The sequence below is a fragment of the Sphingomonas sp. Leaf4 genome (genome assembly GCF_920939515.1).
Lineage (GTDB): Bacteria > Pseudomonadota > Alphaproteobacteria > Sphingomonadales > Sphingomonadaceae > Sphingomonas.
This window is the reverse complement of the sequence record NZ_CAKLBB010000002.1, coordinates 446,931-469,150: the sequence shown is the minus strand read 5'-3', so window position 1 is coordinate 469,150 and position 22,220 is coordinate 446,931. Positions and strand designations below refer to the sequence as shown.

The following is a 22,220-nucleotide window of genomic DNA, read 5'->3' as shown; positions in this document are numbered from 1 at the left end:
TCGTCCCCGACCACCCGTCCTGCATTCCGAACGACACATTGTTCGGGGGATTGCATGTTTCGGTATCTGAACGGCGTCGCGCTGCTATGCGCGGCGGTGCCCGCTGCTGCGCAGGCTGCGGCGCGGACCTATCATTTCGACATCGCGGCAGGTGACGCCACCGTCGCCTTCAACCGCTTTTCACAACAGGCGGGGGTGCAGATCTTGTTCCCCTATGACGCGCTGGCCGGACGCAGGGTAAAGGCATTGCGCGGTTCCTATACCCGCGACGCCGCGCTCCGCCACCTGATGGCCGGGCAGCCGCTTGAAATCCGCACGCGGAGCGCGACGATGATCGCGCTCCGCGCGGTCGCGCCTGCCGCCGCACCGCGCCCGACGACCATCGGTGCGGCGACCGCGCCCGAGCCGGAACCGCAGGAGATCATCGTGCTTGGTCGCGGCCAGTCGCGCCAGAGCCAGACGCTGTCGCCGCGCGAACTCGCCAAGGAAGCGCCCGGCACCTCGCCGTTGCAGACGCTCGCCAAGCTGCCCGGGGTCGACTTCGTGTCGTCCGACCCGCTGGGTGCGTATGAATGGGCGCAGCAGATCACCATCCGCGGCTTCACCACCGACCAGATGGGCTATACGCTCGACGGCGTCCCGCTGGGCAACATGCAGTATCGCAACAACAACGGCCTGGCGATCGGCCGCGCCCTCATCACCGAGAACAACGGTGCGGTGACGTTATCGCAGGGCAGCGGCGCGCTGGGCACCGCCTCCACCAGCAATATCGGCGGGACGATCGATTTCACGTCGTTGCCGCCGGCCGACAGCTTCGGCATCGACCTCGCCCAGACCTATGGCAGCGCGGATACGTGGCGCACCTTCGCCCGGGCGAATAGCGGCATCCTGCCCGGTGGCGGGCGCGTGGCGCTGTCCTTTGCGCATCAGAATACCGGCAAATGGAAAGGGTCCGGCAAGCAGAAACAGGACCAGTTGAACGTCCAGTTCGTGCAGCCGATCGGTGACGCGGTCACCTCGACCACCTATCTCAACCTGCAGGATCGTCGCGAGGACGATTATGCGGACGTGTCGTTCGATCTGGTCAACCGGCTGGGCTGGGACGTCGACAACGTGACCGACAATTTCGCGCTGGCCGAGGCGCTGGCGCGCGCGCTCCAGAACGGAACCGCCGTACCCGCACCCTATAAGAATGCCGACGACGTCTATTACAATGGCGGCGGCGTACGGCGCGACATGCTGGCGTATGAAAAGCTCGCCTATCGCCTGTCGGACGCGATCAGCGGCAGCACGACCGTCTATTGGCATCTCGACAAGGGTATCGGCACCTTCGCCAGCCCCTATGACCCCTCGCCCGCGGCATTCGGCGGGTCGCCGGTTTCGGTATCGGCGGTCAAATACGACATCAACCGCAAGGGGTTGATCTCCCGCCTTGCCGCCGACCTTGGCGATCATCATGTCGAGGGCGGGATCTGGATCGAGGACAACCGTTTCCATCAGCAGGCGTATTATTACGGGTTGCAGGCGGGCGTCGCACCGCGCCGGTTCCAGAAATTCTACGAAAATCCGTTCTTCACCCGCTGGAACTATCGCTTCACGACGAAGATCACGCAGGTGCATCTGGGCGATACGTGGCAGGCGAGCGAGGCGCTGAAACTGAACGCCGGCGTGAAGGCGCTCATCACCAGCAACACGGCGGAGACGATCACGAGCCGCCAGCCGATCGACGGCACGATCCGCGCGACCAACTGGTTCCTGCCGACCGTCGGTGCGCTCTACCGGCTCGATGCGCACAACGAAGTCTTCGCCGACTATACGCGCAACATGGCGGGCTTCGTCGCCTCCGCCGCGAGCGGCCCGTTCTCGACCACGCAGGCCGGGTTCAACTTCATCCGCGACGATCTGAAGCCCGAGACGACCAGCACGATCGAGGGCGGCTATCGCTATCACGATGCCGCGCTGCAATTGTCGCTCACCGGCTATCACGTCCGCTTCGCCAACCGGCTGCTCGCATCGTCGATCAGCGCGACGATCGTCGGCAACCAGAATGTGCTCCAGAACGTCGGCAGCGTGACGTCGCGCGGCGTAGAGGGTGCCGCCAACTGGCGGTTCGCCCCCGACTGGTCGTTGTACGGAAGCTGGGGCTATAACGTCGCGACCTATGACGACGATGTGGCGGTGCCCGGCCGTGCGCCGGTGGCGATCGCGGGCAATCAGGTCGTCGCCTCGCCGCGCAACACCGGCAACCTCGAACTGGCGTATGACGACGACCGGTTGTGGGGACAGGTAAGCGGCCATTATCGCAGCAGCCGCTATTATACCTTCACCAACGACCGCCCGGTGCCCGGCGCAGCGACGGTCGACCTTTCGGCAGGCTATCGCCTGACCGGCACGAAGGCCCGGCCCGGTGCCGAGCTGCTCGTCAATGTCGTGAACCTGTTCGATCGCCGCTATTATGCCTCGCTCGGCACCAGCGGTTTTCGCAACAGCGACCCCGGCGGCACCTATACGACGTTGCAGGTCGCCGCACCGCGTCAGCTCTACGCCACCCTCCGCGCCCATTTCTGAAACAAGGCGGGGGCGGGCGGCGCGATCATCGGGATCGCGCCGCCCGTCGTTGCGAAGGATTTGCCATGAACCGTCGCCATCTGCTGTCCGGGGCGCTCGCCGCGCCGCTCCTGCTGCCCGCCGCGCGTGCCGCTGATCGCGGCCGGGCGGAACCGTCCTTCCGTTTCGCCTTCGTCACCGATTGCCATATCCAGCCCGAACTGCAGGCGGCGGACGGATGCCGCCAATGTTTCCGTGCGGTCGCGCGCGGGCGTTACGACTTCGTCATCCAGGGCGGCGACCATGTCTATGACGCGCTGGAAGTCGATCGCGCGCGGGCGAACCGGCTGATGGACCTGTATGTCGAAACCGAACAGGCGATCGGATCGAAGGTGCATCACGTGCTGGGCAATCACGACTGTTTCGGCGTGTTCCCGACCAGCGGCATCGCACCGTCCGCGCCCGATTATGGCAAGCAATATTATATCGAACGCTTCGGCCCGACCTATTACGCCTTCGATCACAAGGGCGTGCATTTCGTCGTGCTCGATTCGATCGGGCTGACCCCGGATCGCAGCTATGAAGGGCGGATCGATCCGGCACAGCTCGCCTGGCTGGCGCGGGATCTGGCCGCGCAGCCCAAGGGTACGCGGATCATCGTCGCGACCCATATCCCGATCGTCACCGCGCTGTCGATCTACGAGCCGGAGGAATGGACGAGGACGCCGCACAACTGGACCAACGTGGTGAACGCCCGCGAGGTGTTGCGCGTCCTGCGCCCCTATCATGTGATCGCGGTGCTCCAGGGGCATAGCCATGTCGCCGAGACGGTGACGCTGAACGGTATCCCGTTCATTACCGGCGGAGCGGTCAGCGGCAACTGGTGGCAGGGCAGTTTCCTGGGCACGGACGAGGGGTACATGGACATCGCGGTCGATGGCGATCAGGTCATCTCGCGCTATCGCGGCTTTGGTTTTCGTTCGATCGACCGACACGATGTGATCATCTGAACGAGACGGCAACATTCGAGCCCGTCTTGTGGCGTCCGAACGCCAGACGTTCTTCCCGGGTCGATGCGGATACTGGGTGGCGCCTCTGCGGAACGGATACCCGATCGGCCACGCATGATCGCCCTGCCCGACGCCGGCCTAGATCGTAAAGGTGGGTCGGCGCCCGGCTGGCAAGCACCTCGACCAGCGTGCCGTCGGCCAGTTGCAGGTTGCCCTACACCGCGACATTTCTCTACCAACCCGCTGACGTCTGGGGAGAAGCTATTTGGAAGTCGTGTCGATCAGTCTGTTCCTGTTGCTGGCGGTGGTCGTCAGCGGCGCGATCGCGCGGATGCTGCCGTGGTCGATGCCGACGCCGCTGGTGCAGATCGCGCTGGGCGGAGTGATCGGGCTGTCGACCGCGCACCGCGTGACGCTCGACCCCGAACTGTTCCTGTTCCTCTTCCTGCCGCCGCTGCTGTTCCTCGACGGCTGGCGCATCCCCAAGGACGAGTTGTTCAAGGATTTGTCGACCGTCGTCGAACTGGCGCTGGGGCTGGTGTTGCTGACCGTGGTGGGCATGGGGTTCTTCATCCACTGGATGATCCCGGCGATGCCGCTGGCGGTCGCGATCGCGCTGGCCGCCGTCGTCTCGCCGACCGATCCGATCGCGGTATCGGCCATCGCCGCGCGGGTGCCGATCCCCAAGCGGATGATGCACATCCTCGAAGGGGAGTCGCTGCTCAACGACGCCTCGGGCCTCGTCTGCCTGCGCTTCGCCATCACCGCCGCGCTGACGGGCAGCTTTTCGGCGACGCAGGCCGCGTTCAACTTCCTGTGGGTCGCGGGCGCGGGCCTTGCGATCGGCGTCGCGCTCACCCTCACCGTTTCGCGCGCCAAGGCGTGGGTAACGCGCCGCTACGGCGAGGATACCGGATCGCAGATCCTCGTCAGCCTGCTGATCCCGTTCGGCTCCTATCTGCTCGCCGAGCATGTCCATGCCTCGGGCATCCTCGCCGCGGTCGGGGCGGGCGTGACGATGACCTATGCCGAAATCTCGCGACAGGCGATGGCGGTCACGCGGATGCGCCGCAATTCGGTGTGGGACATGGTCCAGTTCGCGCTGAACGGCATCATCTTCGTCCTGCTCGGCGAACAATTGCCCGCCATCCTCGACGGCGCGCGCGAAACGGTGGCGCTGACCGGCCACGCCTCGCCATGGTGGCTGGCGGTCTATGTCCTCGCGATCGTCGGCGGCCTCGCGCTGCTGCGCTTCTGCTGGGTATGGGTGTCGCTGCGCCTCACCATCCTGCGCAAGGCACCGCCGGGAGCGATGCGCAGCCCCGACTGGCGACTGGTCGCGACGACCTCGTTCGCCGGGGTGCGCGGCGCGATCACGCTGGCCGGCGTGCTGACCCTGCCGCTCACGCTGAACGACGGCACCGCCTTTCCCGCGCGCGACCTGGCGATCTTCCTCGCCGCCGGGGTCATCATCGTCTCGCTGTTGCTGGCGACGGTTGCGCTGCCGGTGCTGCTGAACGGCCTGACGCTTCCCGCCGAACCGTCGCGTCAGGCCGAGGAGGACGGCGCCCGCATCGCCACCGCCAAGGCGGCGGTACGCGCGATCGAGCGGCAGCAGCACGCGCTGGCCGAAGCGCATGACGATCCCGATCTGTATGCCGCCGCCGGCGCGCGGGTGATGGACTTCTATCGCGAGCGGATCGACGGGCTGACCGGCGGCACCGCCGATGCGATGCGGACGCAGGAACGGCTGTCGGCCGAACTGGGGCTGATCGGGGTGAAGGCAGAGCGCGAGCAACTCACCGAACTGATCCGTGGCCGCACCATCGGCAGCGAAACCGCAAGGAAGCTGGTGCGCGAACTCGATCTTGCCGAGGCCCGGTATCGGGGGTGACGGGAGCGTGAGCCGACGCCCGACCCGGCGTCGGGGTCATGTCGCGCTTCGTTGCCGGCAAGCTGTTGATAAGCGTTCGCGAATGGGTCCTTCGCGGCGCTGCTTCGTTAGGACGGGGGAGCCCATCCGGGGAACGAAGGATCGACATGAGCGACACGAACACAGCGATCGGCAAGGGCGGCGAAACGCACCAGCGCGCAACCGGTGACGACGCCGTCCTGACCACCAACCACGGCGTACCGATCAGCGACAACCAGAACAGCCTGAAGTCCGGTGCGCGGGGACCGACGCTGCTGGAGGACTTCGTTCTCCGCGAGAAGATCTTTCACTTCGATCACGAACGCATCCCCGAGCGGATCGTCCACGCGCGCGGTTCGGGCGCGCATGGCGTGTTCGAGGCGACCGACGACCTGTCGGACCTGAGCCGGGCGGCGGTCTTCACCAAGGGCGAGCAGACCGAGGTGTTCGTGCGCTTCTCGACGGTCGCGGGCGGCGCGGGATCGGTCGACACGCCACGCGACGTGCGCGGCTTCGCGGTGAAATTCTACACGCGCGAAGGAAACTGGGACCTCGTCGGCAACAATATTCCGGTGTTCTTCATCCAGGACGCGATCAAGTTTCCCGACCTCGTCCATTCGGTGAAGATGGAGGCGGACCGCGCCTATCCGCAGGCGGGCAGCGCGCACGACACATTCTGGGACTGGGCCAGCCTGATGCCCGAGACGACGCACATGCTGATGTGGGCGATGTCGGACCGTACCCTGCCCCGCTCGTTCCGCACGATGGAGGGGTTCGGCGTCCATACCTTCAAGCTGGTCAACGCCGAGGGCAAGGCCAGTTTCGTCAAGTTCCACTGGAAGCCGAAGCTCGGCCTGCAATCGACGATCTGGGACGAGGCGCTGAAGCTTCAGGCCGCCGACAACGACTATCAGCGTCGCGACCTGTGGGAAGCGATCGATACCGGCGCGTTTCCGCAATGGGACCTTGGCATCCAGGTGTTCGACGAGGCGTTCGCACAGGCGCAGCCCTATGACGTACTCGACGCGACCAAGCTGATCCCCGAGGACGATGTGCCGGTGCGCATCATCGGCACGCTGACGCTGAACCGCAATCCCGACAATTTCTTCGCGGAAACCGAACAGGTCGCGTTCCTGCCGACCAACATCGTGCCGGGCATCGACTTTTCGAACGATCCGTTGTTGCAGGGTCGGCTGTTCAGCTATCTCGACACGCAGAATTCGCGACTGGGCACGACCAACTTCCACCAGATCCCGATCAACGCGCCGCGTTGCCCGTTCGGCAATTTCCAGCGCGACGGCAAGATGCAGACGCAGGTGCCCAAGGGCCGGGCCAATTACGAACCCAACAGCCTTGCCGCGCATGGCGAGGACGGCGGCCCGCGCGAAAGTGTCGAGCGCGGTTTCGCCACGGTGAACGCGGCGACCGGTCCTGACGAACAGGGCGACAAGCTGCGCGTCCGGGCCGAGCTGTTCGCCGATCACTACAGCCAGGCGCGGCTATTCTATCGTTCGCAGACGGCAAGCGAGCAGGCGCATATCGCGTCGTCGTTCGTGTTCGAACTGTCGAAGGTCGGCGTGCTCGATCAGGTGCCGCCGCGCATGGTCGCGAACCTGCGCAACGTCGACGAGGATCTGGCGAAGCGCGTCGCCGACGGCCTCGGCATCGACCTGCCAGCCAAGGCCAAGCCCGCCCGCGAGCCGGTGGACATGGTGCCGTCCGACGCGCTGTCGATCCACAAGAACATGAAGGAGACGCTGGAAGGACGCAGCGTCGGCATCCTGTTCACCGACGGCAGCGACGGCGCGGCAATCGACACGCTGGTCGCGGCGGTCGAGGCGGCGAAGGGCAAGCCGGTTCTGGTCGCGCCCAAGGTCGGCGGCGCGACGCTGGCCGACGGATCGAAGCGCAAGGCCGACGGCCAGCTTGCCGGTACGCCGAGCCAGCTCTTCGACGCGGTCGCGGTGATCGTGTCCGATGCGGGCTGTCGCACGCTGTTGAAGGAAGCGGCGGCGGTGCAGTTCGTCATGGATGCCTTCGGCCACCTCAAGGCGATCGGCGCGAGCGCGGGCGCGAAACCGTTGCTGGACAAGGCCGGCGTCGAACCTGACGACGGGATCGTCGGGGTGGAGGACGATTTCGTCGCTGCGGCGGCGCGGCGCTTCTACGCCCGCGAACCCGGCGTGCGTACGCTGGCGTGATCCGGGTGGCGAGCCGGTCGGGCCGGCTCGCCACTCGCCTTGCTCCCGATGCTTCCGGGCCAGCTTACACTCGCAGGTAGAGCAACCGGGGATCGTCAAGCATGCTTGCGGGCGTCGGCATGATCCAGTCGGCGCCGCGTTCGGGATAGGGCCCGTAGAAAAGATCGCCCAGCGCCCGGCGATAATGCGCGTTCATCCAGCGGCGGCGGCGATGCTCGGGTGCGTCGTGGATCATGTGGCAGCGTTGGCACAGCGCGGCCAGCTTCTCGAACCGGCTGTCGCTGGGATCATGGGTCAGGTGGGCGCAGGCCAGTACCACCGACGTCCATCGCCCGGCATGGAGGATGTCCTCGGTCGGACGGCGCACCCGCCGCCCCTCCCCGTTGCGCCAATAGCGCCGGTCGGCATCCCACCATCGGCCGTCGCCCATGTGGAACACCCGTTGCAGGTGCCGCCGGCCGCAATGTTCGCAGCAACCCTTCGCGCGCACGAACCTCACGAAATGCGAGATATGTCGCCAATCGATCGGATAGAGATAGGTGTGCTCGGGACGGATCGGCATCGCTGGCCGCACTATGCGGCAGGGCGGAGTCGGATGGCAAGACACGGTTCGTTCTTTGTGCCGCTGGCGGCAGAATCATGCGGCATGGCCCGACCTTGCGCCGGAACGGTCCAGGCCATAGGCTGGCGTCGTTGGATATGCCGATGGCGGGGGAAATGATGCGCGCGGCTTTGGCCCTTTGTCTGTTGACGTCGCTGCTTGCCGGCTGTGACAAGTTCGATTCGTCCCGGTCTGTGCCGGACAACACTGCGACGACCGAAGCCGAAGTGCTTCGCCGTAGCACGGGGAACGAACGGGTGCGGGTCTGGCGCGACCCCGAAACCGGCTGCCAGTATCTGGCGTTGGGCCGGCGGCGGACCGGCAGCCTGACCCCCAGATTGAAGGCAGATGGTCGTCCGATGTGCGGTAGCTGACCCTGGTTTCGTCGTCCCCTTCCGCTTTCGCCTACCGCCGCGTCTGGTACAGTACCGGCCATTCGCCGGGTGTCGTCCCGGCGCAACGGTCCTGCCAGCGAAAGGCGGATACGCGGAAGGCCGTGCCGTCGAAGGTCCATTCGGTCGTACTGCCGCAATCGGCCATGCCCCGGCCTTTCGAAACCTCGACGAAGGTTCGGGTCGCCGGATCATAATCGCCCTCGACATATTCGCCGGCGCTGGCCGCGTCGGTCGGACGCGCGGCGGGCGGGTCGGGCAGCGTCAACAGTTTTGCCGCCGCCGGCCGGTCGCGCGGGGTACGGAACAGCAGCACCGACGCCTGATAGGCGAACCGGCCACAGCCGAGGACGACGATCGCCTCTGTCCGGGTGAGCGGATAGGCCGCGTCGTCGTCCGACGACCGATCGCATTCATGCGCGGCGAGGATGGTGGCCTGCGTGCGCCGGACAGCCCGCGCCAGACGCTGCGCATCGGCCAGTGCCGGCGCGGGTGGACCGACCCGGATACGCGGCGGCAGCATCGGCGGCGGTGTCAGGCCGGCCGGGCGGGAACCGGGGCGGATCAGTGCGCTGGCGTTGCCCACCCGCCCCTGCGCCTCATCCATCGCCAGCAGGACGGCGGCCAGCCCGCGCAGGCTGATCTGCGCCGGTCCGGCGCGGGCCAGCATCAGTGCGGGCGCATCGACGATCGCGCGGACGAACCGCCGGGCCGGCTCCCCGGTCAGCGAGGCGTCCTGCCCATCGCCGCCGGTCCGCCACGGCAGGTCCCGCGGCGGCGGCCGTGTGCCGATATGGATGCTTGTCGGATCGATCCGATGCTCGGCCTGCAACCGGACCGCGACGGCGCCGTTCGGTCCTGAATCGCGAGCGATGTCCATGCGGACCTCCGCATCGTCGCCCGCCACCGGCGCGGCCGCCGGGTCGCGCGCCGCCCGGGCCACGCAGTTGCGCAGATTGTCGCACGCGAGCAGCCAGTCGCCGATCTCACGGTAGACCGGCCGTGCGTCGGTGGCCGCCATCGCCGCCGGTCCCTGTATGCACAACGCGAGCGGCAGCAGCAGGATCGATCGCGCGCGCCGGTCAGCCATGAAGGGCTCCCGGCAGCGCCAGCAACGGGACGAAGCCCAGCAGCGCCACAAGAAACGACCAATATTCCATCCTGATCCAGAACAGCCGGTGCGTCCGGGTCAGCACGACGCGCTGCCCGGTCGCGGGGTCGACCAGTTCGCGCGGCGGTGTCGCGTTCATTCGCCTGCCGACGATCCAGTTGACCGCCGCCGCCGAGAACAGGCCGATACTCACCGCGACGAACGCCCAGTCGGGATAGCCGATGGCGGTGAGCAGCAACTGTCCGATCGCACCCACCACGATCGTTACCGCCGCCACGATGACAATCGTCAGCGCGCCCCAGCCACTCCAGATGATGAACATCGGCTTCTCCCGTTGAGAATGTCTCCCGCCGCCATGGCCCCTCGCCGACGCAGGGTGATCGAACGTCGCTTGGGAGAACCGGTACGGACGGATAAAATGCGTCGCCTATATGCGCGCTATACGGCTTTTGCCGGAATCGATCTCGAATTGCTACGCGGCATGCGCCTAATCGCAACGCCCTGAAGGTGCCCGTCACGGGACGGTGCCGTCTGCAAGGGGTGTCAGGATGAACTTCCGTCCTGCGGCCGTGGCCGTCGCATGCGCGACGTTGCCGATCGCCGCGCATGCGCAGTCGCTGCCGGCCGCACCACCGCCTGCGATCACCGTCAGCGGGTTGGCGACCATCGCTTCCGATTACCGGTTTCGCGGCGTGTCGCAGTCTGACGGGGACATGGCGGTGCAGGGCGGGATGACCGTCGCGCATGAAAGCGGGGCGTACATCGGCCTATGGGCTTCGAACCTCGCCGGATGGGGGACGTTCGGCGGCGCGAACATAGAACTGGACCTGATCGGCGGCTACAAGGCCAGGCTTGCCGACGATGCCGTGCTCGACGTCGGCCTCACCTGGTATCTGTATCCCGGCGGCGCGGACAAGACCGATTTCGCCGAACCCTATGTCAAGCTGACCGGCACCGCCGGCCCGGCGACGCTGATCGCCGGTGCCGCCTATGCGCCGCCCCAGCAGGCGATCGGCAAATGGTACGCCACCGGCGCCGATGCCGCCGCCGGTATCTATACGAACCCCGGCGCGAGGCACGACAATCTGTACCTGTGGGGCGACGGCGCGCTGGCGGTGGCGGGTACGCCGATCACGGCCAAGGCGCATCTCGGCCATAGCCGGGGACAGGACGGCCTGGGTCCGAACGCCACCGCCGTCGCCCCGACCGGCGCCTATTGGGACTGGTCGCTGGGTGTCGATACGACATGGCGCAACCTGACGCTGGGCGTCGGCTATGTCGGCACCGACATTTCGTCCCGCGACGCCCGCTACCTCCGCCCCGGCTTCAGCCGGGGCCAGGACGGCACCGGCACCATCGCCGGCGATACGCTGCTGGTCGCGCTGACCGCTGCCTTCTGAACCCCGAAAGGACCGTATATGCAGGATCTGCTCTGGATCGCGATCATGGCCGGACTGGTGGCGCTGACGCTTGCCTATGTTCGCCTGTGCGACAACGCCTGAGGGAGCGCGCGATGACTCCCGACCTGTGGCTAGCGGCGATAACCGCGCTTGGCCTTCTCGTCTATCTGGTGGCGGTCCTCCTCCGCCCCGAACGTTTCTGAAGGAGGCGAACCCGTGACCATTCAGGGATGGCTCCTGATCCTCGCCTTCGCCGGCGTCCTGCTGGCGTTGACGAAACCGGCCGGCCTGTGGCTCTTCGCGCTGTACGAAGGCCGCCGCACGCCGCTCCACCGCCTGCTCGGGCCGGTCGAGCGCGGCTTCTACCGGCTGTCGGGCATCGACCCGGCCGAGGAGCAGGGCTGGCGGCGCTATGCCGTGCATATGCTGGCGTTCAACGCGCTGCTGACGTTCTTCACCTATGGCGTATTGCGGTTGCAGGGTGTGCTGCCGGGCAATCCGCAGCGTCTGGCCGGGGTCGGCGAGCATCTGTCGTTCAACACCGCGATCAGCTTCGCCGCCAATACCAACTGGCAGAGCTATGCCGGTGAGAGCACCATGTCGAACCTGTCCCAGATGCTGGGGCTGACCGTCCTCAATTTCCTGTCGTCGGCGACCGGCATCGCCCTCGCCTTCGCGCTGTTCCGCGGCTTCGCTCGGACCCAGGCGAAGGCGATCGGCAATTTCTGGGCCGACATGACGCGGATCACGCTCTACCTGCTGCTGCCGGCCTGTGTCGTGCTGACGCTCGTCTACATCTCCGGCGGCGTGCCGCAGACGCTGGCCGGCGTCGTCGACGTGCAGACGCTGGAAGGCGCGCGCCAGTCGATCCTGCTGGGACCGGTCGCCAGCCAGGAAGCGATCAAGATGCTCGGCACCAACGGTGGCGGCTTCTTCAACGCCAACAGCGCGCATCCGTTCGAAAATCCGACCGCGCTGACCAATTTCATCCAGATGCTGTCGATCTTCGTGCTGGGCGCGGGGCTGACCTGGACGTTCGGCAAGGCGGTCGGCAACACGCGCCAGGGCTGGGCGATCCTGTCGGCGATGATGATCCTGTTCCTTGTCGGCACCACCGTCACCTACTGGGCCGAGGCGGCGGGCAATCCGGTGCTGCACGGCATCGGTGTGGCGGGCGGCAACATGGAGGGCAAGGAGGTCCGCTTCGGCATCGCCGCCTCCGCGCTGTTCTCGGTCGTCACCACCGCCGCGTCGTGCGGCGCGGTCAATGCGATGCACGACAGCTTCACCGCGCTGGGCGGGCTGGTCCCGCTGTTCAACATGCAGTTGGGCGAGGTCGTGATCGGCGGCGTCGGTGCCGGCATCTACGGCTTCCTGCTCTTCGCCATCCTCGCGGTGTTCGTCGCCGGGCTGATGGTCGGCCGCACCCCCGAATATGTCGGCAAGAAGATCGAGGCGCGCGAGGTGAAGCTGGCCGTCCTCGCCATCGCGGTGCTGCCGCTCATGATCCTCGGCCTCACCGCACTGTCGTCGGTGCTGGAACAGGGGCTGGCCGGGCCGCTCAACAAGGGGCCGCACGGGTTCAGCGAGATCCTCTACGCCTTCACCAGCGCGGTCGCCAACAACGGGTCGGCCTTCGCCGGCCTCACCGCCAACACCCCCTATTACAACGGGCTGCTGGGGGTGGCGATATGGATCGGCCGGTTCTTCATCATCGTGCCGATGCTGGCCATCGCCGGCAGCCTCGCCGCCAAGAAATACACGCCCGAAAGCGCGGGGTCGTTCCCGACGACGGGCGGACTGTGGGTGGGGCTGCTGGTCGGCATCATCCTGATCCTCGGCGGCCTCACCTTCCTGCCGGGCCTCGCGCTCGGTCCCATCGCCGATCATCTCGCGATGATCCGCGGCCAGTTGTCCTGACACGGGGGCCATGATGGCAAAGACCCAATCGAACAGCCTGTTCACCGCCGACCTCGTCCTGCCGGCCTGCCGGGCGGCGTTCGTCAAACTGAACCCGCGCGACCTCGTCCGCAATCCGGTGATGTTCGTCACCGCCGTGGTCGCCGCATTGATGACCGTCCTGCTCGTGATCGGGCAGGACGACCTCACCACCGCGTTCAAGCTGCAACTGGTCGTCTGGCTGTGGCTGACGGTGCTCTTCGGCACCTTTGCCGAGGCGCTGGCCGAGGGGCGCGGCAAGGCGCAGGCCGCGTCGCTGCGCGCGACCAAGGCCGACCTGACCGCCAAGCGGCTGACCGGAGCCGGCCGCGCATGGGACGATGTCCCGGCCAGCCAGTTGCGCGTCGGCGACGTCGTGCTGGTCGAAACCGGCGACCTGATCCCGTCGGACGGCGAGGTCGTATCCGGCGTCGCCTCGGTCAACGAGGCGGCGATCACCGGCGAGAGCGCGCCGGTGATCCGCGAGGCAGGTGGCGATCGTTCGGCGGTGACGGCGGGCACGCGCGTCATTTCCGACGAAATCCGCGTGAAGGTGACGGTAGAGCCCGGCAAGGGGTTCCTCGACCGGATGATCGCGCTGGTCGAGGGGGCCGAGCGGCAGAAGACGCCGAACGAGATCGCGCTGACGCTGCTGCTGGTCGGGCTGACGATCATCTTCCTGATCGCGGTCGCCACTATTCCCGGCTTCGCAAGCTATGCCGGCGGATCGATCCCGGTGGCGATCCTCGCCGCGCTGCTCGTCACGCTGATCCCCACCACGATCGCCGCGCTGCTGTCCGCGATCGGCATCGCCGGGATGGACCGGCTCGTCCGCTTCAACGTGCTGGCGAAATCGGGTCGCGCGGTCGAGGCGGCGGGCGACATCGATGTTCTGCTGCTCGACAAGACGGGCACGATCACCATCGGCGACCGGCAGGCATCCGAATTCCGTAGCGTCGGCGGCACCAGCGACGCCGAACTGGCCGAGGCGGCGTTGACCGCCAGCCTTGCCGACGAAACCCCCGAAGGCCGGTCGATCGTGGCGCTGGCGCGGCAGCGGTTTCAGGTGACGACGGCCGCGCTGCCCGACGATGCCGAGGTGATCGCGTTCACCGCGCAGACCCGGATTTCGGGCGTGCGCCTCGACGGATCGCTGATCCAGAAGGGCGCGGTCGATTCGATCCTGCGCGCCAATCCGGGTGCTGGACAGACGGCGGCGGCGACCGAGCTGCGCCGCATCACCGACGAGATTTCGCGCGCGGGCGGCACCCCGCTGGCGGTCGCCCGTGACGGACGGTTGCTCGGCGCGATCTTCCTGAAGGACGTGGTGAAGGCGGGCATCCGCGAACGCTTCGGCGAACTGCGCACCATGGGTATCCGCACGGTGATGATTACCGGCGACAACCCGCTCACCGCCGCCGCGATCGCCGCCGAGGCCGGGGTCGACGATTTTCTGGCGCAGGCCAGTCCCGAGGACAAGCTGGCGCTGATCCGCAAGGAACAGGAAGGGGGCAAGCTGGTCGCGATGTGCGGCGACGGCACCAACGACGCGCCGGCGCTGGCGCAGGCCGACGTCGGCGTGGCGATGAACACCGGCACGCAGGCCGCACGCGAGGCGGGCAACATGGTCGACCTCGACAGCGATCCGACCAAGCTGATCGAGGTCGTCGGGCTCGGCAAGCAGTTGCTGATGACGCGCGGCGCGCTGACGACCTTCTCGGTCGCCAACGACGTGGCGAAATATTTCGCGATCATCCCGGCGATGTTCGTCGTCCTCTATCCGGGGCTGGGCGTGCTGAATGTCATGCGGCTGGGCTCGCCCGAAAGCGCGATCCTGTCGGCGATCATCTTCAACGCGGTCATCATCCCCTGCCTCGTGCCGCTCGCGCTGCGCGGCGTCACCTATCGCCCGATGGCGGCCGGCCCGCTGCTCGCCCGCAATCTCGCGATCTACGGTCTGGGCGGCCTGATCGCCCCGTTCATCGGCATCAAGCTGATCGACCTGTTGGTCAGCGGCCTTGGTTTCGCCTAAAGGAATATCGACATGGGCAAGGATTTCTCTTCCGCGCTGCGACCCGCGATCGTGATGACGATCCTGTTCGCGCTGCTTCTCGGGATCGCCTATCCGCTGGCGATGACCGGCATCGGCCAGATGCTGTTCCCGGCACAGGCCGGCGGCAGCCTGGTCCGCGACGCGCGTGGCACGGTGATCGGATCGAGCGTCGTCGGACAGGCATTCACGTCGGACCGCTATTTCCAGACACGGCCATCGGCGGCGGGCAAGGGCTATGACGCGCTCGCCTCGTCGGGATCGAATTTCGGGCCAGCCTCGCGGGCGCTGGCCGACCGGGTGAAGGCCGATGTCGCGACGCGGCGCGCCGAGGGCGTGGCAGGTCCGCTGCCCGCCGACCTCGTCACCGCCAGCGGCTCGGGGCTCGACCCCGACCTGTCGCCTGCCGCCGCGCTGGCGCAGGTGCCGCGCATCGCCCGCGTCCGGGGCCTGCCGGTCGATCGGGTCCGCGCGCTGGTGGCGGCGACGACCGGGACGCCGGTGCTGGGCGACGCGCATGTCAACGTGCTGGCGCTCAATCGCGCGCTCGACGCCCTGCCCGGCGCGCGCCCACGCTGATGGCGGGTCCGGGTGACGGCCGCCCCGATCCCGACGCCCTCCTGCGCGCCGCCGCGCAGGAGGGTCGCGGCCGGCTGAAGATTTTTCTGGGCGCCGCCCCCGGCGTCGGCAAGACCTTCGAGATGCTCTCGGAAGGGGCGGCGCGCCGGCGCGACGGCACCGACGTGGTCGTCGGCATCGTCGAGACGCACGGCCGGATCGAAACCGAGGCGCTGACCCGTGGCCACGAGATCGTGCCGCGTCGCCCGGTCGCGCATGAAGGGCGCAGCCTCGACGAGATGGATCTCGACGCGATCCTCGTCCGTGCGCCGCGCCTCGTCCTCGTCGACGAACTGGCGCACAGCAACGCGCCGGGCAGCCGCCATGCCAAGCGGCATCAGGATGTCGAGGAACTGCTGGCCGCCGGGATCGACGTCTATTCCACGGTCAACATCCAGCACGTCGAGAGCCTGAACGACGTCGTCGCCAGCTTCACCCGGGTCCGCGTCCGCGAAACCGTGCCCGATTTCGTGCTGGAAATGGCCGAGATCGAGGTCGTCGACATTCCCCCCGACGAGCTGATCGAGCGGCTGCGCGCCGGCAAGGTCTATCTGCCGCACGAAGCGACACGGGCCTTGTCGCACTTCTTCTCGAAATCGAACCTGTCGGCGCTGCGCGAACTGGCGCTGCGCCGCGCGGCGCAGGCGGTCGACGCGCGGATGCTCGACGACGTCCGCGCGCTGGGGCTGGGCGGGACATGGGCGGGCGGCGACCGGATCGTCGTCGCGATCAACGAACTGCCCGGTTCGGACACACTGGTACGCGCCGCCAAACGGGTCGCCGACGGCCTGCGCGGACCGTGGACCGCGCTTTTCATCGAAACCCCGCGCACCGCACATTTCTCCGACGTCGAACATCGGCGGATCGCGGCGGCGATGACCCTCGCCACCCAGCTCGGCGGGGCGGTGGCGACCGTGCCGGCGACCGATGTCGTGACCGGTATCCAGAGCTTCCTTGCCGATGCGCGTGCGACGCAACTGGTGATGGGCAAATCGCGGCGGTCGCGCTGGTTCGAACTGCTGCACGGATCGGTCGTCGATCGCGTGATCCGCGACACGCCCGGCGTCGCCGTCCATGTCCTGCCGGTGGTCGCCGATCCGGCGGCGCGCGGCCGGCGGCGGCCGGCACCGTGGGGGACGCCCGCCGGCTATGTCGTCACGACCGCGATGGTCGCGGCGATCACCGCGGTGGCCAGCGCGCTGTTCCGCATCCTCGACCTCGGCAACGTCGCGCTGCTCTATCTCCTGCCGGTCATGGCGGCGGCCAGCCTTTATGGCCTGCGCACCGGCGTCTATGCCGGCATCGCCTCCAGCCTTGCCTATAATTTCTTCTTCCTGCCGCCGGTCGGCACGCTGAGCATCAGCAACCCCGAAAATCTGGTGTCGGTCGTCGTCCTCCTCGGCATCGCGGTAGCGACCAGCCAGTTGACGTCGCGCGTCCGGGCACAGGCCGATCTGGCGGCCGCCAGCGCCCGCACCAACGCGACGCTGGCCGGTTTCCTGCGCCAGATCACCAGCGTCAACGACATCGGCGTCGCCGCGCAGAGGATCTGCGACGACGTTCGCGGGCTGCTCGACGTGCAGGCGATCCTGATGGTGCCGGGGGCCGACCGGACGCTCGAAATCCTTGGCGCGAGCGACCCCGGCTATCGTCTTGGCACCATGGACACCGCCGCCGCCGCATGGTCGCTCGACACCGGCACGGCGGCAGGCAAGGGATCGGGGACGCTGGCGGCGTCGGAATGGCTGTTCCGCCCGCTGAAGGCCGGCGGGCGGGTGCTGGGCGTCCTCGGCATCGCCAAGGATTCGGCCGCCGATCCGGTCCGGCCCGACCAGTTGCCGCTGCTCGGCAGCCTGCTCGACCAGTCGGCGCTCGTCCTCGAACGGCTGCGGCTGGAGGTCGAAATGCGCGATGTCGAGACGGTGCGAACGCGCGACCGGCTGCGCGCGGCGCTGCTGTCGTCGGTGAGCCACGATCTGCGCACGCCGTTGACGGCAGTGATCGCCGCCGCCGACCAGCTCGATCATGGCGCGACTCCCGAACTGATCGGCACGATCAAGGCCGAGGCCGCGCGGCTCAACCGTTTCGTCGCCAACCTGCTCGACATGGCGCGGGTCGAGGCCGGCGCGCTGAGGCTGAACATCCAGCCGGTCGACCTCGAGGAAGCCGTCAGCGGTGCCGCGCACGACGCGCGCCGCGCGCTGGACGGCCATCCGGTCCGGTTCGACGTGCCGCCCGACCTGCCGCTGGTCCGCGCCGATCCGCAGCTTCTGCACCATTGCCTGCTCAACCTGCTCGACAATGCCGGCCGCTATGGCGACAGCGGGACCGAGATCGTCATCGAGGGGCGGCACCGCTTCGGCGAGTTGCGCCTGCTGGTGTCCGATCGTGGCCCCGGACTGCCGCCCGGCCGCGAGGCGGAGGTATTCGAGACGTTCCGCCGCCTCGAAGGGTCGGACCGCGCCGTCGGCGGGACCGGCCTTGGCCTCGCCATCGTGAAGGCATTCGCCGAGGCGATGGGCATGGCCGTCGAAGCCGCCAATCGCGACGACGGGACCGGTGCCGTCTTCGCGCTGATGTTCCCCGCCGCGCTGATCGTCCGCGATGCCGCACCCGAAGGACTTGTCTGATGCCTGCCAAGATCCTCGTGGTGGATGACGAAGCCGCGATCCGCCGCCTGTTGCGCAACACCCTCGTCCACGCCGGCTATCTGGTGATCGAGGCGGGGGACGGCCGAACGGCGTTGCAGCAGGCGGCGGCGGAACATCCCGATGCGATCCTGCTCGACCTGGGGCTGCCCGACCGCGACGGGCTGAGCCTGATCCCGCTGTTGCGGCCGGCCGTAGTCCTCATCGTCTCCGCGCGCGACGCAGTGGACGAAAAAGTGACCGCGCTCGACCTTGGCGCCGATGATTTCGTGACCAAGCCGTTCGATACGCAGGAACTCCTCGCCCGGCTGCGCGTGGCGCTGCGCCATCGCCAATCGCCGGAAACGACGCCGAAGGTCGTCCGCTGCGGCGATGTGGGCATCGATCTCGATCGGCGAATCGTATCGCGCGGTGGCGGCGAACTGCATCTGACGCGCAAGGAATTCGACGTCCTCGCCGTCCTCGCGCGACATCTCGGCCGCGTCGTGACGCACGACCGCCTCCTCACCGCCGCATGGGGCGGCGACGACGACCCACGGGTTGAATATCTGCGCATCGTCATCCGCAACCTGCGCCAGAAGCTCGAACATCCGGGGCCGATGGGTAGCCTGATCGCCAACGAACTGGGCGTCGGCTATCGGCTTCGCCCCGATGCGTGACGAGCGACGACCGGCGCCGTCCGGTCGGCTGTAGCCGTCAAGCAACCCTGTATCACCGCTTGCTAATGATAATAGGTCGCAGTAATTGCGGTGCAGAGGGGTAGATGACCAACAGCAATCTTCACGCCGAACGAGGGGTACGGACATCGGCCGGTCCGCGCAGGCGGCCGCGCAACTGGCGGGCGTGGTGGGCGAAGCAGATCATCGCATGGCACTGGATCAGCGCCGGCGTCGCGCTGGCGGCGATGCTGTTGTTCGCCGTCACCGGCATCACGCTGAACCACGCGGGGTCGATCTCCGCCGAACCGGTCGTCGCCGAACGTAGCGCGACCTTGCCCGCCGGGCTGACGGCGTCGCTCGAACCCGCGGCGCGTGCGAAAGCGGTGCTGCCATCCGCCGTGGCCACCGCGGTCGAGCAGGCGGTGGGCCTGAACGTCGCTGACCGCCCGGTCGAATGGTCCGATGGCGAAGCCTATGTCGCGCTGCCCCGCCCCGGCGGCGACGCATGGGTCAGCATCGACCGGGCCAGCGGCGCGATCCGTGCCGAGACGACCGACCGGGGCTGGATCAGCTACCTCAACGATCTGCACAAGGGCCGCAACGCCGGGACGGCATGGTTCTGGTTCATCGACGTCGTCGCCATCGCGTGCGTGTTGTTCTCGATCACCGGGCTGCTGCTGCTGCAACTCCATGCGAAGCGGCGCCCGATCACCTGGCCACTGGTCGCGACCGGCATCGTCCTGCCGGTCGTGCTCGCGCTATTCTTGATCCATTGACGAAGGGGGCTTGCCCGATGCGTATCCTTTCCCTCGCGGTGCTGGGCGGTGCCACCGTCGCCGCCGCGCCCGCGCCGCCGACCGGAACGGTCAGCGTCACCATCCCGCGCCTGTCGGTCGCCGAATATCACCGCCCCTATGTCGCGGTCTGGATCGAACCCGCCAGCGGCGGCGCGCCGCGCACGCTGGCGCTATGGTATGATGTCCGCAAGACGGGGGCGGAGCCGGGGACCAAATGGCTGGCCGATCTGCGGGCGTGGTGGCGCAAGGGCGGACGCAGCCTGCGCCTGCCCGCCGACGGGATCAGCGGCGCGACCCGCGCACCGGGCACCCACAGCATCTCGCTGCCGGCCGACCTGCGCCCCGGCCCCTATGTGCTGAACGTCGAGGCGGCGCGCGAAACCGGCGGCCGCGAACTGGTGCAGGTGCCGCTGACGGTGCCCGCCAAGGCGGCCCGCGCCAGCGGATCGCACGAATTGGGCGCCGTCACCATCGCCGCCCGCTGACCTCTTGACCAAGGAACCGCTGATGCCCCGTTTCGCCCGGCGCCTGCTCGCCGCCGCCGTTCTCCTATCGATCCCCGCCGGCGTGTCCGCGCACCGCCTGTGGCTGCTGCCGTCGGGCACGGTGTTTTCGGGCACCGATAGCTGGGTCACGGTCGATTTCGCCGCGTCGAACGACCTGTTCTATGCCGATCACCAGCCCGGCCGCCTCGACGGGGTCAAGGTCTGGCAACCCGACGGCACCGCCGGACAGGTACAGAACGGCGCGACCGGCCGTTATCGTTCGGTGTTCGACGTGAAGCTCGACAAGCCGGGTACGTGGAAGATCGGGACCGAGATGTCGGGGCTGATGGGCAGCTTCAAGGTGAACGGCGAGGAGAAGCGCGTCGGTGGACGCGGTGGCCCGCCGGGGCCGGACGGCGTGCGCCGCCCGCCGCTGACCGTCGCCGACATTCCCGCCGACGCGACCGACGTGACGCTGACCGAAACGAGCAACCGCAACGAGATTTTCGTGACCGCCGGCGAGCCGACCCGTGCCGTGCTGAAGCCCGTCGGCAAGGGGCTGGAGATCGATTACCTCACCCATCCCGACGAACTGGTCGCGGGCGAAACCGCGCGGTTCCGCTTCCTGATCGACGGCAAGCCCGCGCCGGGGCTGAAGGTCACGGTGGTGCCCGGTGGCAAACGCTATCGCAATGCCGAGGGTGCGCGCGAACTCACCACCGGGGCGGACGGGGTGCTGGCGCTCGATTGGCCGCAAGCGGGCATGTACTGGCTGAACGCCACCCATGACGATGCGAAGCCCACCGCGCCGCGCGCCACGGCACGGCGGATGGGCTATGTCACCACGCTGGAGGTGATGACGCCCTGACCCCGCTCCCGCGCATCGCGCTGCCGGTGATGCCCGACGCGGCGATGCTGGTAACGCATAATCCGTCCGCGTCGGTGGTGACGCTGACCGGACGGACGATGGGCACCGGTTGGAGCGTACGCTGCGCCCTGCCGACGGAAGTCGATCCGGCAGCGATACGGCGCGCGATCGACACCCGTCTCGATGAGCTCGTCGGACAGATGAGCCATTGGGACGGCACGTCGACGCTGTGTCGCTTCAATGCGTCGCCTGCTGGCGCGATCGTCGAACTACCGGACGATTTAGCGGCGGTGATCGACCTGTCGCTGCGGATCGCCCATGCCAGCGGCGGCGCGTTCGATCCGGCGATCGGGCATCTCGTCGACCTGTGGGGGTTCGGTCCGCCGGGGCCGCAACCCTCGCCAGGCGAAGCGGCCATCGCGGCAGCACGCGCCGGTTCGGGATGGGCGCGGTTGCGATGGGACGCCGCCGGGCGACGCCTGCGGCAACCGGGCGGGCTGGCGCTCGACCTCTCGGGTGTCGCCAAGGGGCATGCGGTCGATGCCGTCGCCGATTGTCTCGCCGACCATGGCATCTTCCATTGTCTCGTCGAGATCGGCGGCGAACTGGTCGGGCGTGGCCTGCGCCCCGATGGCGACCCATGGTGGGTCGACCTCGAAGACCCGCCCGGCATTGCCCTGCCCCCGATCCGCGTCGCGCTGCACCAGTGCGCGGTAGCGACCTCGGGGGACTATCGGCGCGGACGACACTCGATCGATCCGCGCAGCGGTCATCCCGCCGCCAACGGCGTGGCGGCGGTGAGCGTCATCGCCGCCACCGCCGCGCTCGCCGATGCGCTGGCGACTGCGATCACCATCGCATGGCCCGGTGACCGGCTGATCGCGGCGATGCGCATTGCCGCCCGGATCGTGGTGCGCGACGGGAACGATCTGCGCGAAATCCTTACCCCCGCATTCGCGGCGATGCTGGCGTAGCGGATCGTC

At 67.9% G+C, this 22,220-nt stretch carries 19 protein-coding genes; 16 read left to right on the top strand and 3 right to left on the bottom strand.

Going from position 1 to position 22,220, the window contains the following annotated elements; all coding sequences use genetic code 11:
* Positions 1-54 precede the first annotated feature (54 nt).
* From LRA89_RS04705 to LRA89_RS04690, 4 genes are all read left to right on the top strand, one after another.
* Positions 55-2,568, top strand: coding sequence for a TonB-dependent receptor domain-containing protein (locus LRA89_RS04705; protein WP_230769197.1), 2,514 nt, complete (start codon positions 55-57; stop codon positions 2,566-2,568).
* Positions 2,569-2,633: 65 nt separating this feature from the next.
* The gene (locus LRA89_RS04700) at positions 2,634-3,557 is read left to right on the top strand and encodes a metallophosphoesterase family protein (RefSeq protein ID WP_230769196.1); all 924 of its coding nucleotides are present in this window, start codon (positions 2,634-2,636) and stop codon (positions 3,555-3,557) included.
* A gap of 265 nt (positions 3,558-3,822) precedes the next feature.
* Positions 3,823-5,451 (top strand): Na+/H+ antiporter, encoded by a 1,629-nt coding sequence (locus LRA89_RS04695; RefSeq protein ID WP_230769195.1) that lies wholly within the window; start codon positions 3,823-3,825, stop codon positions 5,449-5,451.
* A gap of 146 nt (positions 5,452-5,597) precedes the next feature.
* On the top strand, positions 5,598-7,670 hold the full coding sequence (locus LRA89_RS04690) for a catalase (RefSeq protein ID WP_230769194.1): 2,073 nt from the start codon (positions 5,598-5,600) through the stop codon (positions 7,668-7,670).
* 64 nt (positions 7,671-7,734) lie between these two features.
* Here the strand turns inward: LRA89_RS04690 and LRA89_RS04685 are convergent, their stop codons facing one another.
* Positions 7,735-8,232 carry a hypothetical protein gene (locus tag LRA89_RS04685; protein WP_055756029.1) on the bottom strand — a complete coding sequence of 166 codons (498 nt, stop codon included), beginning with the start codon at positions 8,230-8,232 and terminating at the stop codon, positions 7,735-7,737.
* A 77-nt stretch (positions 8,233-8,309) separates the two neighbouring features.
* Here LRA89_RS04685 and LRA89_RS20600 point away from each other — a divergent pair, with 77 nt between their 5' ends.
* Positions 8,310-8,645 carry a DUF6440 family protein gene (locus LRA89_RS20600; RefSeq protein WP_443024931.1) on the top strand — a complete coding sequence of 112 codons (336 nt, stop codon included), beginning with the start codon at positions 8,310-8,312 and terminating at the stop codon, positions 8,643-8,645.
* A 31-nt stretch (positions 8,646-8,676) separates the two neighbouring features.
* On the opposite strand, the gene LRA89_RS04680 is transcribed toward LRA89_RS20600, so the two are convergent.
* The gene (locus LRA89_RS04680) at positions 8,677-9,753 is read right to left on the bottom strand and encodes a DUF1176 domain-containing protein (RefSeq protein ID WP_230769193.1); all 1,077 of its coding nucleotides are present in this window, start codon (positions 9,751-9,753) and stop codon (positions 8,677-8,679) included.
* On the bottom strand, positions 9,746-10,096 hold the full coding sequence (locus LRA89_RS04675; RefSeq protein ID WP_230769192.1) for a hypothetical protein: 351 nt from the start codon (positions 10,094-10,096) through the stop codon (positions 9,746-9,748). Before LRA89_RS04675 ends, LRA89_RS04680 begins: the two co-directional genes overlap by 8 nt.
* Before the next feature lie 226 nt (positions 10,097-10,322).
* Between LRA89_RS04675 and LRA89_RS04670 the strand changes: the two genes are divergently transcribed.
* The 11 genes from LRA89_RS04670 (at position 10,323) to LRA89_RS04620 (ending at position 22,211) form a co-directional block, all read left to right on the top strand.
* Positions 10,323-11,174: a TorF family putative porin gene (locus LRA89_RS04670; RefSeq protein ID WP_230769191.1), complete on the top strand. Its 852-nt coding sequence runs from the start codon at positions 10,323-10,325 to the stop codon at positions 11,172-11,174.
* 113 nt (positions 11,175-11,287) lie between these two features.
* Positions 11,288-11,377, top strand: coding sequence for a K(+)-transporting ATPase subunit F (kdpF, locus tag LRA89_RS04665; RefSeq protein ID WP_055756022.1), 90 nt, complete (start codon positions 11,288-11,290; stop codon positions 11,375-11,377).
* A 13-nt stretch (positions 11,378-11,390) separates the two neighbouring features.
* The gene (kdpA, locus tag LRA89_RS04660) at positions 11,391-13,094 is read left to right on the top strand and encodes a potassium-transporting ATPase subunit KdpA (RefSeq protein ID WP_230769190.1); all 1,704 of its coding nucleotides are present in this window, start codon (positions 11,391-11,393) and stop codon (positions 13,092-13,094) included.
* A gap of 13 nt (positions 13,095-13,107) precedes the next feature.
* Positions 13,108-15,144, top strand: a complete 2,037-nt coding sequence (gene kdpB, locus LRA89_RS04655) for a potassium-transporting ATPase subunit KdpB (RefSeq protein ID WP_230769189.1) — start codon at positions 13,108-13,110, stop codon at positions 15,142-15,144.
* A gap of 12 nt (positions 15,145-15,156) precedes the next feature.
* Positions 15,157-15,741: a potassium-transporting ATPase subunit KdpC gene (gene kdpC / locus LRA89_RS04650; protein ID WP_230769188.1), complete on the top strand. Its 585-nt coding sequence runs from the start codon at positions 15,157-15,159 to the stop codon at positions 15,739-15,741.
* Positions 15,741-18,410 (top strand): sensor histidine kinase, encoded by a 2,670-nt coding sequence (locus LRA89_RS04645; protein ID WP_230769187.1) that lies wholly within the window; start codon positions 15,741-15,743, stop codon positions 18,408-18,410. The genes kdpC and LRA89_RS04645 overlap by 1 nt, the downstream gene beginning before the upstream one ends.
* Positions 18,410-19,087 (top strand): response regulator transcription factor, encoded by a 678-nt coding sequence (locus LRA89_RS04640; protein ID WP_230769186.1) that lies wholly within the window; start codon positions 18,410-18,412, stop codon positions 19,085-19,087. Before LRA89_RS04645 ends, LRA89_RS04640 begins: the two co-directional genes overlap by 1 nt.
* Before the next feature lie 104 nt (positions 19,088-19,191).
* Entirely contained in the window at positions 19,192-19,863 is a 672-nt protein-coding gene (locus LRA89_RS04635) for a PepSY-associated TM helix domain-containing protein (RefSeq protein WP_230769185.1), read from the top strand.
* 17 nt (positions 19,864-19,880) lie between these two features.
* Complete coding sequence (locus LRA89_RS04630) at positions 19,881-20,369, top strand: DUF2271 domain-containing protein (protein WP_230769184.1); 489 nt, start codon at positions 19,881-19,883, stop codon at positions 20,367-20,369.
* Between the two features lie 22 nt (positions 20,370-20,391).
* Positions 20,392-21,237 (top strand): DUF4198 domain-containing protein, encoded by an 846-nt coding sequence (locus tag LRA89_RS04625; protein ID WP_230769183.1) that lies wholly within the window; start codon positions 20,392-20,394, stop codon positions 21,235-21,237.
* A gap of 29 nt (positions 21,238-21,266) precedes the next feature.
* Positions 21,267-22,211 (top strand): FAD:protein FMN transferase, encoded by a 945-nt coding sequence (locus LRA89_RS04620; protein WP_230769231.1) that lies wholly within the window; start codon positions 21,267-21,269, stop codon positions 22,209-22,211.
* The last annotated feature ends 9 nt before the right edge of the window (positions 22,212-22,220 follow it).